9 protein-coding genes are annotated in these 10,999 nt (G+C 68.7%); all 9 read left to right on the top strand.

Going from position 1 to position 10,999, the window contains the following annotated elements; translation table 11 throughout:
* Positions 1–168: 168 nt before the first annotated feature.
* The 9 genes from ACK3BB_RS05455 (at position 169) to ACK3BB_RS05415 (ending at position 10,568) form a co-directional block, all read left to right on the top strand.
* Complete coding sequence (locus ACK3BB_RS05455; protein ID WP_428927711.1) at positions 169–813, top strand: TetR/AcrR family transcriptional regulator; 645 nt, start codon at positions 169–171, stop codon at positions 811–813.
* Positions 814–973: 160 nt separating this feature from the next.
* Positions 974–2,140, top strand: coding sequence for an efflux RND transporter periplasmic adaptor subunit (locus ACK3BB_RS05450; RefSeq protein ID WP_428927710.1), 1,167 nt, complete (start codon positions 974–976; stop codon positions 2,138–2,140).
* The gene (locus tag ACK3BB_RS05445; protein WP_428925906.1) at positions 2,140–5,274 is read left to right on the top strand and encodes an efflux RND transporter permease subunit; all 3,135 of its coding nucleotides are present in this window, start codon (positions 2,140–2,142) and stop codon (positions 5,272–5,274) included. Before ACK3BB_RS05450 ends, ACK3BB_RS05445 begins: the two co-directional genes overlap by 1 nt.
* Before the next feature lie 603 nt (positions 5,275–5,877).
* Positions 5,878–6,279 carry a transcriptional repressor gene (locus ACK3BB_RS05440; protein ID WP_428927709.1) on the top strand — a complete coding sequence of 134 codons (402 nt, stop codon included), beginning with the start codon at positions 5,878–5,880 and terminating at the stop codon, positions 6,277–6,279.
* A gap of 210 nt (positions 6,280–6,489) precedes the next feature.
* Positions 6,490–6,621: a hypothetical protein gene (locus ACK3BB_RS05435; protein WP_428927708.1), complete on the top strand. Its 132-nt coding sequence runs from the start codon at positions 6,490–6,492 to the stop codon at positions 6,619–6,621.
* On the top strand, positions 6,618–7,361 hold the full coding sequence (aztA, locus tag ACK3BB_RS05430; RefSeq protein WP_428927707.1) for a zinc ABC transporter ATP-binding protein AztA: 744 nt from the start codon (positions 6,618–6,620) through the stop codon (positions 7,359–7,361). Before ACK3BB_RS05435 ends, aztA begins: the two co-directional genes overlap by 4 nt.
* A complete protein-coding gene (locus tag ACK3BB_RS05425; RefSeq protein WP_428927706.1) occupies positions 7,358–8,227 on the top strand; it encodes a metal ABC transporter permease in 870 nt (289 codons plus the stop codon). The genes aztA and ACK3BB_RS05425 overlap by 4 nt, the downstream gene beginning before the upstream one ends.
* A gap of 10 nt (positions 8,228–8,237) precedes the next feature.
* Positions 8,238–9,329 carry a metal ABC transporter substrate-binding protein gene (locus tag ACK3BB_RS05420; RefSeq protein ID WP_428927705.1) on the top strand — a complete coding sequence of 364 codons (1,092 nt, stop codon included), beginning with the start codon at positions 8,238–8,240 and terminating at the stop codon, positions 9,327–9,329.
* 162 nt (positions 9,330–9,491) lie between these two features.
* Positions 9,492–10,568: a CobW family GTP-binding protein gene (locus ACK3BB_RS05415; RefSeq protein ID WP_428927704.1), complete on the top strand. Its 1,077-nt coding sequence runs from the start codon at positions 9,492–9,494 to the stop codon at positions 10,566–10,568.
* Positions 10,569–10,999: the final 431 nt, after the last annotated feature.

The following is a 10,999-nucleotide window of genomic DNA, read 5'->3' as shown; positions in this document are numbered from 1 at the left end:
CGTGGCTGTGCCGGCCTGCGCCGCCTGATTGGCGCTCGGTACAACCGCAGGTGAGGCGCCGTGTCAGGCCCCCCATCGGCACGTTTCCGCCGCGCGCCCCGGCCCGGGCCGTGCCCCGCCTCTTGCCTAGTGACCGATCGGTCAGCAAACATGTCAGGCGGAGGCACCATGCAGGACGGCAGGCAGGACAAGACCCCAACCGGCGGCAAGCGCCGCCAGCGGCGCAAGGACGCGCGGCCGGCCGAGATCATCGCGGCGGCGATGGAGCTGTGGAAGGACAAGGGCTTTGCCGCCACGCGGCTTGAGGACGTGGCTAGGGGGGCCGGCGTGGCCAAGGGCACGATCTATCTCTACTTCGCGTCCAAGGAGGCGCTTTTCGAAGCGGCCGTCGAGGACCGGGTCATCGGCAACATGGACCGCGCCCGCCAGGCGGCCGACCTGCTCGACGGGCCGACCGAAGACGTGCTGCTGGCCTTTTTCGAACGGATCCGCAGCGAGATGGTCGAAGGCGGGTCCTTCATTTTTCTCAAGGTCCTGCTGGCCGAGGGCCACCGCTTTCCCGATCTCGTCGCGCGCTACGAGGCCAACGTGCTGCGGCGCGGGTTCGACACCGTGCAGGGCATCCTGCGCCGGGGGGTCGCCCGGGGCGACCTGCGCCCCGAGGCGGCCGATGTCGATCCGCGGCTGGTCATGGCACCGGCGATGATGCTGTCGCTCTGGGGCACGGTGTTCCAGGGTGTTCCCGTGCCCGATGTCCACCTGCTTTTGCGCCAGCATGTGACGCTGCTGCTTGGCAGCCTCGGCAGGGACTGAGCCGTGAGACCGGGCCTGTCGGCGTGGAAAGAGACGGATTTCGCCGGGGCCGGGCCCCGTTGCGACAGGATGGAATGGTCGGGGCGACGATCCGTGTGATCGTCCCGCCGACCGGGATTGACGAGGATGGCGCCGCCGGGGTGCGGCCGGAGGATGTGGTATGAGTGAAGGCGAACAGAAACCGGCCCCGCTGGATTTCCGTGACGAGCCTGGGTCGTCGCGGTCGAAGTGGGTGGCGGGTTTGCTGGCGGTTGCGCTGGTCGGCTGGATGGGCAGCGGGATCATCCTGCCGGCGCCCGACGATGCCGCCGAGGCGCCGGTCGATGCCGCCGCGGCCGTGGCCGTGTCGGTTCGCGACAGCCGGGCCGAACGCGTGACCAAGACCTTTTCCGCGCAGGGCCAGGCCCAGCCGGACCGGCGCGCCATCCTGCGGCCCCAGACCACCGGCGAGGTCATCGACCTGCCCGCGCGCAAGGGCCAGACGCTGGCCGCCGGCGACGAGATCGCCCGGCTCAGCACCCGCGAGCTGGAAGCCCGGGTGCAGCAGGCCCGGCAGGAACTGGTGCGCGCCGAGGAGGACAATACCAGCACACAATCCCTGGTCGACCGGGGCATCGCCACCGCCGCCCGCCTGCGCGAGACCCGCGCGGCGCTGGCCGCCGCCCAGGCCCAGCTGACCCAGGCCGAGGAAGGCCTGGATGCCGCGGTGATCCGGGCGCCCTTTGACGGCCGGCTCGACAGCCTCGACCTGGAGATCGGCGCATTTGCCACGGCCGGCAACGAGGTCGGCATCCTGCTCGACACCGATCCGCTGCGCATCGTCATCCAGGTGCCCCAGCAATCCCTGGCCCTGATCCGCGCGGGCCAGGAGGCCGGCGTGACCTTCATCACCGGCGAGGAACGCACCGGCACCATCGAATATGTCAGCCGCGATGCCGTGGCCGAGACCCGCACCTTCCGCGCCGAGATCACCGTGCCCAACCCCGACGGGGCCATCGCCTCGGGCCTGTCGGTGCAGGTGCGCATCCCGACCGAGGACGTCACCGCCCATTTCGTCTCGCCGGCGATCCTGTCGCTCAGCGAGGACGGGCGGCTGGGCGTCAAGACCGTCGACGCGGCCGACAAGGTGGTGTTCCACGAGGTGGTCGTCGAACGGGCGCAGCGCGATGGTGTCTGGATCAGCGGCCTGCCCGAAGAGGCCCGGATCATCACCATCGGCCAGGGCTTCGTGTCGCAGGGCGAGACGGTCGATCCCACGGCCGATCCCGACACCGTGGCCGCCGCCGATGTCGCGCTGCCCGGCGGCACCGGCACGGAGATCGAGTGATGAACGCGCTGATCGACGCGGCCTTCAGCCGGACGCGGGTGGTCCTGCTGCTGCTTGTCGCCATCCTGACCATCGGGGCCGTGGCCTACCGGACCATCCCCAAGGAAAGCTTTCCCGAGGTCCAGATCCCCACGGTCTATGTCTCGACCTCGCTCGAAGGGATTTCGCCCGAAGATGCCGAACGGCTGCTGGTCAAGCCGCTGGAGACCGAGCTGGCGGCGCTGACCGGGCTCAATTCGATGACCGGCACGGCGGCCGAGGGCCATGCCAGCGTGCAGCTGGAATTCGATCCGGGCTTTGACCCGGATACCGCGCTGGACAAGGTGCGCGAGGCCGTCGACCGGGCGGCCAACGACCTGCCCACCGATGCCACCGACCCGACCGTGACCGAGGTCAACACCGCGCTCTTCCCGATCCTGACGGCGATCCTGTCGGGCCCGGTGCCCGAACGCACGCTGAACGCGCTGGCCAATGACCTGAAGGACCGTCTTGAAGGGCTGTCGGGCGTGCTCGAGGTCGATGTCGCCGGCGAGCGGGTCGAGATGCTGGAAGTGCTGATCGACCCCACCGTCTTCGAGACCTACAACCTGTCCTTCGACGAACTGACCAGCCAGATCAGCCGCAACAACCTGCTGATCGCCGCCGGCGCGATCGAGAACGGCGCCGGGCGGATCGTGCTGAAGGTGCCCGGGCTGATCGAGGATGTCGGCGACGTGATGGAGATGCCGGTCAAGGTCTCGGGCGACACCGTCGTGACCTTTGCCGACGTGGCCACGGTGCGCAACACCTTCGAGGATCCGACCAGCTTTGCCCGGATCAACGGCCAGCCGGCGCTGGCGCTGGAGGTGAAGAAACGCAGCGGTGCCAACATCATCGAGACCGTCGACCTGGTGAAACAGGCCATTGCGGCCGAACAGGCCAACTGGCCCGACAGCGTGCGCATCAACTACATGCAGGACGAGAGCAAGCAGGTGCAGACCATGCTGGCCGACCTGGAATCCAACGTCATCGCGGCGGTGCTGCTGGTGATGATCGTGATCGTCTGGTCGCTGGGCCTGCGCTCGTCGATCCTGGTCGGGCTGGCCATCCCCGGGGCCTTCCTGGCCGGTGTCACGGTGCTGTTCTTCATGGGCTACACGATGAACATGGTGGTGCTCTTCAGCCTGATCCTCGTGGTCGGCATGCTGGTCGACGGCGCCATCGTGACCGTCGAACTGGCCGACCGCCTGCTCAGCGAGGGCCGCGCGCCCAGGGAGGCCTATGCCGCCGCCGCCAAGCGCATGGCCTGGCCGATCATCGCCTCGACGGCCACGACGCTCAGCGTGTTCTTCCCCCTGCTCTTCTGGTCCTCGACGGTGGGCCAGTTCATGAAGTTCCTGCCGATCACCGTGATCTTCACGCTGGCCGCCTCGCTCTTCATGGCGCTGATCTTCATCCCCGTGCTCGGCGGGCTGATCGGCAAGCGCCAGCCGCAGACGGCCGCCCAGCAGATGCAGATCGCCGCCGCCGAACATGGCGACCCCCGGCAGATGACCGGCGCCGGCGGGCTCTACGTGCGTGCGCTGGAATGGGCGATCCTGCGGCCGGGCCGGACCGTGATCTTCGCCGTGCTGGCGCTGGTCGCCTCTTTCATCTGCTACGGCCAGTTCGGCACGGGCATTTCCTTCTTCCCCGAATCCGAGCCCGATTTCGTGCAGGTCGAGGTCCGCGCCCGCGACAATTTCTCGATCTACGAGAAGGACAGCCTGGTGCGCCAGGTCGAGACCCGGCTGCTGGAGTACGGCGAGCTGGCCAGCGTCTATGCGCGCACCGGGTCGGACCGGCAGGCCGACGAAGAGGTCATCGGCACCGTGCAGCTGGAGCTGACCGACTGGGACACCCGCCGCCCGGCCGCCGAGATCATCGAGCAGATCCGCACCGAGATGCGCCGCATCCCGGGCATCGACGTGCAGGTCCAGGTGCAGGAAGGCGGGCCGTCGCAGGGCAAGCCGGTCAACCTCGAGGTCGTCTCGCGCGATGGCGAGGCCCGCGTGGCGACGATCCAGGCCGTGCGCGCGGCGATGGAGCGGATCGGCGGCTTCACCGACATCACCGACACCACGCCGCTGCCCGGCGTCGAATGGGAGATCCACCTCGACCGCTCCGAAGCGGCGCGGTTCGGTGCCGACGTCGCGCTGCTGGGCCAGGCGATCCAGCTGCTGACCCAGGGCATCACCATCGCCGATTACCGCCCCGACACGGCCGAGGACGCGGTCGACATCCGCATCCGGTTCCCCGCCGGCGAACGCTCGCTGGCCGAGCTGGAAAGCCTGCGGGTGCCGACCAATGCCGGGCTGATCCCGATCACCAATTTCGTCAGCTTCACCCCCGCCCCCCGCAGCGGGACCATCAAGCGGATCGACCAGGAGCGGGTGACAACCCTGTCGGCCGATGTCTCGCCCGGCCTGCTGGTCAACGACCAGATCGTCACCCTGCGCGGCGCGATCATGGCGATGGACCTGCCCGACACCGTGTCCTGGTCCTTTGCCGGCGAGGCCGAGGACCAGGCCGATGCGATGATCTTCCTGGTCAGCGCCTTCATCGCGGCGATCGGGCTGATGATGCTGGTGCTGCTGATCCAGTTCAACAGCTTCTACCAGGCCTTCGTCATCATGATCGCCATCGTCTTTTCGATTGCCGGGGTGCTGCTGGGCCTGACGCTGACGGGCCGGCCCTTCGGCGTGGTCATGGGCGGCATCGGGGTCATCGCGCTGGCCGGGATCGTGGTGAACAACAACATCGTGCTGATCGACACCTACAACGACCTTCGCGCTGCGGGCATGTCGCCCTTGGAGGCCGCCCTGCGCACCGGCGCCCAGCGCCTGCGGCCGGTGGTGCTGACCTCGGGCACCACGGCGCTTGGGCTCGCGCCCATGGTCATCGGGGTCAGCGTCGATTTCTTCCGGCGCGAGATCGTCCATGGCGCGCCATCCACCCAGATGTGGATCGAGCTGAGCTCGACCATCGCCGGCGGCCTGATGTTCGCGACGATCCTGACGCTGATCGTGACCCCCGCCATGCTGATGCTGGGCGAGAAACGCGCCAACCGCCGGCTGCGCGGCGCCCCCGCCACAAAGGCCGTCCCCGCGGAATAGGGCCGTTTGGACGTCCGGGCAGGCAATCAACCGGCGCATCGCGGCCTGGGCGGTGGCTGCCCTGCCCAGGCCGGCCAATGGGATGATTGCCCCCAGCCGGAAGCAGGGGCCGGACGCGGCCGGGAATCTGAGAGGCGGGCAGGGCACTATCGCTAGAGCAAGGCCACCCTGCCCGCCCCGATGCCCTGCCCCGATGCCCGGACGCGCAAGTCGGGACCCCCGCCCTGCCCCAATACCGAGACGCGCAAATCCGGCCCCCTGCACAACTGATTGCGGAAGCCGGCCGCGAAGGTCGGGCCGGGGCATGCTGACCATCATGTCATCCGGCGCCCGCGTTCCCTGACGACCGGCACACCGTCTCTCTGCCGGCCAGGCAGGCGGGCGGCGGCCACATCGACCGCCGCGCACCAGCCTGCGGGCGCCCGGTGGGCAGAGTTCCCCGGCGCAGAACACCCGCAATCACATCCCCGCCCTGCGTCCGGGCGCAGAGAGCCCCTTCGCCTGTCCGGTTCCACCACTGGCCCGAGGTCACCTGCACCAAGGGGATTGAGTAATGTTATAACATATCATACAGAGAGGAACGCTGCGCCAAGGAGGCACCTCATGACGTACCGGGGAGAGACCATTCAGGCCGAGGTCCTGGCCGTGCTGGACCGGCAAACCTGCCCGATGTCGGCCTATGCCATCCTGGATGAAATGCGCAAATCTTCGCCCGGCATGGCCCCGCCCACGATCTACCGGGCCCTGGCCGCCTTGCGAAAGCGCGGCTACGTGCAGCGCGTCGAATCGATGAATGCCTTCATCGCCTACCGGGGCGGACGGCGCCGGCACGGGGCGGTCCTGTCGATCTGCGACGATTGCGGCCTTGTCGAGCAAAATGACGCCCCCGAGCTGATCCGCGACATCGGCGCCATCACCGGGCAATCCGGTTTTGCAGCCGCACGTTATGTCGTGGAAGTCCACGGCCTCTGCGCATCCTGCGGGGCCGGTGGGGTGTCGGCATGATCCCCCGTGGCGCCACTATCGGGCAGGGCGGCGTGGCAGCGGCGCGCCATGCCGCGAAGGTCCATGACCTTTGCGCGCCCTGCGGGGACGGTGGGGTGTCGGCATGATCCCCCGTGGCACCACCAGCGGGCAATCCGGCGTGGCAGCGGCGCGCCGTGTCGTGAAGCTCCATGGCCTCTGCGCGCCCTACGGAGCCAGCGAGGTGTCGGCATGATCCCCCGTGGCGCGGCATTTCGCCTGCTGCTGATCGGAGCCGGGCCGCGTCTGGCCGGTGCGGCCCTGATCGCCCTTTTGCTCTGGGCCATGTTCCTCTGGGCCACGCAGACCCCGGGTGGCGCATGACCCCGGCCCTGTCCTTCCACGACCTGACCCTGGGCTATGACCGCCACCCGGTGGTCCATCACCTGCAGGCCGAGATCGCCCAGGGCAGCCTGACCGCCATCGTCGGCCCGAACGGCGCGGGCAAGTCGACCCTGCTCAAGGCCGTGACCGGCACGGTCACCCCCTTGCAGGGCGGCGTGGGTTTCGGCGCGCTCGGCCGGGACGACATCGCCTACCTGCCACAGCAATCGGAGATCGACCGGTCCTTCCCGCTGTCGGTGGTGGACCTGGTGTCGATGGGTCTCTGGCGCGAGATCGGGCCGTTCGGCCGCCTGGCCCGGCCCCACCGGGCCCGCGTGGCGGCGGCCATTGCGGCGGTGGGGTTGACCGGCTTTGACCAGCGCCCCATCGGGTCGCTGTCCGGCGGCCAGATGCAGCGCGCGCTGTTTGCACGGCTGCTGCTCCAGGACGCCCGGCTGGTTTTGCTGGACGAACCCTTCACCGCCATCGACGCGCGCACCATGGCCGACCTGCTGGAGGTCATCCGGCGCTGGCATGGCGAAGGCCGCACGGTGCTGGCCGTGCTGCACGATTTCGACACCGTCCGCGCCCATTTCCCCCGGACCCTGATGCTGGCCCGCGAACTTGTCGCCCATGGCCCGACGGCCGAGGTGCTGACCGCCGAGAACCAGTTCCGCGCCCGCCAGATGTGCGAGGCCTGCGCCGAGACGCCCCATGTCTGCGGGAGGCATGCGGCATGATCTGGGACATCCTCGTCCAGCCCTTCGCCGATTTCGGCTTCATGCGCCGGGCGCTTCTGGGCTGCATCGCCATTTCCGTCGGCGCCACGCCCGTCGGCGTGTTCCTGATGCTGCGCCGGATGAGCCTGACCGGCGATGCCATGGCCCATGCCATCCTGCCCGGCGCGGCCGTCGGCTACCTTGTGTCCGGCCTGTCGCTAGGCGCGATGACCATCGGCGGGCTGGTGGCCGGCATGGCCGTGGCCCTGCTGTCGGGGCTGGTGACCCGGGTCACGGCCCTGCGCGAGGATGCCAGCCTTGCCGCCTTTTACCTGATCTCGCTGGCCCTGGGCGTCCTGATCGTGTCGATGCGGGGCAGCAATGTCGACCTGATGCACGTGCTCTTCGGCACGGTGCTGGCACTGGACGATGCGGCCCTTGTCCTGCTCTGCTCCATCGCCAGCCTGTCGCTGTTCGTGCTGGTCCTGTTCTTCCGGCCGCTGGTGCTGGAATGCGCCGATCCGCAGTTCCTGCGCTCGGTCAGCGGGCTCAGCGCCGTGACGCATTTCACCTTCCTGTCGCTGGTCGTCCTGAACCTCGTCGGCGGGTTCCATGCGCTGGGGACGCTGATGGCCGTCGGCATCATGATCCTGCCCGCCGCCGCCGCGCGGTTCTGGGCCACCGGCATCGGCGGGCTGATCCTTGTGGCCGTGGCCATCGCCCTGCTGTCGAGCATCGCCGGCCTGCTGCTCTCTTACCATTACAGCCTGCCGTCCGGGCCGGCGATCATCCTCGTGGCGGGTATCGCCTATGGGGCGTCGCTGGTCCTTGGGACGGCGGGCGGACTTGTCGCGCGGGCCCTGCCCCGCGCCCATCTAGAAGCCTGAAAGGACAGACATGATCCCCCGCAGACATCTCCTCGGCTCTGCCGCCGCACTGACCGCCCTCACGCTTGCCGGCCCGCTGTCGGCCCAGTCGGATGCGCCGATGCCCGTGGTCGCGACCTTTTCGATCCTGGGCGACATGGTGGAACGGATCGGCGGCAAGAGCGTGGCCGTCACCACGCTTGTCGGCCGGGGCGGCGACGCCCATGTCTACCAGCCCACCCCGGCCGATGCCCGGGCCGTGAGCGAGGCGGACCTGCTGTTCGTCAACGGGCTGGAGTTCGAAGGCTGGCTAGACCGGCTGATCGACGCCTCGGCCTTTGACGGCACCCGGGTCGTGGCCACCGAGGGCATCACGCCGATGGCCTTCGAGGAAGAAGGCCACCACGATGGCGCGGATCATGACGAACACGGCGACGAGGAGCATGACGACGCGCATCACGATGATGCCGATCATGACGACGCCCATCACGAGGACGCGCATGACGAGGACGCCGGTCACGACGCCGAGCACCACGACGACGCACATCACGACGACCAGGACCACGCCGAAGCCGAAGGTCACCACCACCACGGCGCCTTTGATCCCCATGCCTGGCAAAGCCTGGCCAATGCCCGGGTCTATGCCACCAACATCGCCCGCGCCCTGTCGCGGGCCGACCCCGGCAATGCCGTGATCTACGAGGCCAATGCGGCGGTCTACATCTCGCAGATGGAAGCGCTCGACGCCGAGATCCGCGCGATGACCGCGGCGCTGCCGGCCGACCGGCGCATCGTGGTGACCTCGCACGATGCCTTCCAGTATTTCGGCCGCGACTACGGGCTGACCTTCCTCGCGCCGCAGGGGCTGAGCACCGAATCCGAGGCCTCGGCCAAGGACATGGCCGCGCTCATCCAGCGCATCCGGGCCGACGGCATCTCGGCCGTCTTCATCGAGAACATCGCCGATCCGCGCCTGCTGGAGCAGATCGCGCGGGAAACCGGGGCGACGATCGGGGGCACGCTCTATCCCGGCGCGCTGTCCGAACCCGAAGGGCCGGCCGGCACCTATCTCGACATGATGCGCCATAATGCTGTGACCCTGACACAGGCGCTGGGGTCCTGAGATGAGCGGTTCGGTCGACGCCATCTTCCCGCGCGGCGGCCTGGCCGCCCTGTGCCACGCCCGGGCCGACCGGCCGGGCACGGGCGGTATGACCAACCGGCGCCCGCCGGCCGGTGACGGGATGCCCGGCCAATGGCCCGCGCAGGCCCGGAAGGCACGGCCATGACGGACAGCCGCATCCCCGTCACCCTGCTGACCGGCTTCCTCGGCGCGGGAAAGACCACGCTGCTGAACACGTTGCTGACGGATGCAGGGACCGAGCGCATCGCCATCATCGTCAACGAATTCGGCGAGGCCGGGCTGGATCACGACCTGATCGAGACCTCCAGCGAAGAGATCGTCCTGATGCAATCGGGGTGCCTGTGCTGCTCGGTGCGCGGCGATCTCTCCGATACGATCGCCGGCCTGCTGGACCGGCTGGACAACGGCCTGCTCGACTTCGGGCGGATCGTCATCGAGACCACCGGCCTCGCCGATCCGGGGCCGATCCTGCAGACGATGACCGCCGATCCCTACCTCGCGCGCGAAACCCGGCTGGACGGGGTCGTGACGGTGGTCGATGCGGCCAACGGCCCGGCCACCCTGGACGCCCAGTTCGAAGCCGTTTCGCAGGTGGCCATGGCCGACCTCATCGTGATCACCAAGACCGACCTGGTGCCCGAGGCCAAGGTCGCGGCCTTTGAAACCCGGCTGCGGGCCATCAGCCCCACCGCCCAGATCCTGCGGGCGGTCCGGGGCGCGGGAACGGCGGCCCGGATCCGGGGGCTGAGCGGGCTGCGGCGGGGCGTTGCCTCGGCCGAGGCGCTTGCCTGGGCCACCGGGCCGACGGCCGCGGCCGATCCGCTCGCCAACCTGTCCGGCCTGGACCGGCCGGCCGCGCCCCAGGTCGATCTTTCCCCGCATGACGCCCGGATCGGAACGGTTTCGGTCGTGCTGGACGCGCCCATCCCCGCCCATGTCTTCGACTATTGGCTCGACACGCTGATCGCCCTGCGCGGGCCGGATATCCTGCGCCTGAAGGGGATCGCCTTCATCGAAGACATCGACGATCCGTTTGTCTTTCACGGCGTTCAGCATCTCTTTGACCCGCCGGTCCGGCTGGAGGACTGGTCCGGGGACGACCGGCGCTCGCGCATCGTGATCATCGCACGCGACATGACCCGGCCCGAGCTTCAGCGCAGCCTCGACATGTTGCGCGCCGGCCTGCCCGACCGCCGGGCCGGGGTCGCCAGCCCCTGAGCATTGCGCGCATGAAGAGCCCCGGGCGCGCGCGGCGACCTGGCCCGGGAGCCCATCGTTCCGACGCCCGGGCCGCCGATCCGGGGCACAGCCAACCCCCCGCAATTGCACAAGCAATCGGCAAATGACCCAAAGTCACCACCAGGCCGCCGCACCCTCAAATTACGTTACGTAAGATCGGGGCGCCCGGGTTGACCGGAAATTGCTTCGCAAGACAAGTATGCGGTGATTTGAACCGTTCCCGAGCCAAGTTCATCGGCTCGAAGCCCGCATCGCCAAGACCAATGGCAACAGGATGTCAGCGAAAACATACGGTCAGTTCATAGGAAGGCTGCCTATTGTCGGGGTTGGACGGCACCTGCCCCGGAAGTGAATACAAGGTGTTATTGAGTGCTCCGCCCGCTTGTTGGGTAGCCAAAGTTTGTTGGTGT

It is taken from the genome of Marinibacterium sp. SX1, assembly GCF_050389775.1.
Taxonomy (GTDB): domain Bacteria; phylum Pseudomonadota; class Alphaproteobacteria; order Rhodobacterales; family Rhodobacteraceae; genus Marinibacterium.
Note: the sequence above shows the minus strand (reverse complement) of the source record. Positions and strands in the feature narration are given on the sequence as shown.

What these genes read in the sequence shown, in the direction of transcription:
- ACK3BB_RS05455 (WP_428927711.1), top strand. Translation starts at nt 169, where the DNA reads ATGCAGGACGGCAGGCAGGACAAGACCCCAACCGGCGGCAAGCGCCGC.
- ACK3BB_RS05450 (WP_428927710.1), top strand. Translation starts at nt 974, where the DNA reads ATGAGTGAAGGCGAACAGAAACCGGCCCCGCTGGATTTCCGTGACGAG.
- ACK3BB_RS05445 (WP_428925906.1), top strand. Translation starts at nt 2,140, where the DNA reads ATGAACGCGCTGATCGACGCGGCCTTCAGCCGGACGCGGGTGGTCCTG.
- ACK3BB_RS05440 (WP_428927709.1), top strand. Translation starts at nt 5,878, where the DNA reads ATGACGTACCGGGGAGAGACCATTCAGGCCGAGGTCCTGGCCGTGCTG.
- ACK3BB_RS05435 (WP_428927708.1), top strand. Translation starts at nt 6,490, where the DNA reads ATGATCCCCCGTGGCGCGGCATTTCGCCTGCTGCTGATCGGAGCCGGG.
- aztA (WP_428927707.1), top strand. Translation starts at nt 6,618, where the DNA reads ATGACCCCGGCCCTGTCCTTCCACGACCTGACCCTGGGCTATGACCGC.
- ACK3BB_RS05425 (WP_428927706.1), top strand. Translation starts at nt 7,358, where the DNA reads ATGATCTGGGACATCCTCGTCCAGCCCTTCGCCGATTTCGGCTTCATG.
- ACK3BB_RS05420 (WP_428927705.1), top strand. Translation starts at nt 8,238, where the DNA reads ATGATCCCCCGCAGACATCTCCTCGGCTCTGCCGCCGCACTGACCGCC.
- ACK3BB_RS05415 (WP_428927704.1), top strand. Translation starts at nt 9,492, where the DNA reads ATGACGGACAGCCGCATCCCCGTCACCCTGCTGACCGGCTTCCTCGGC.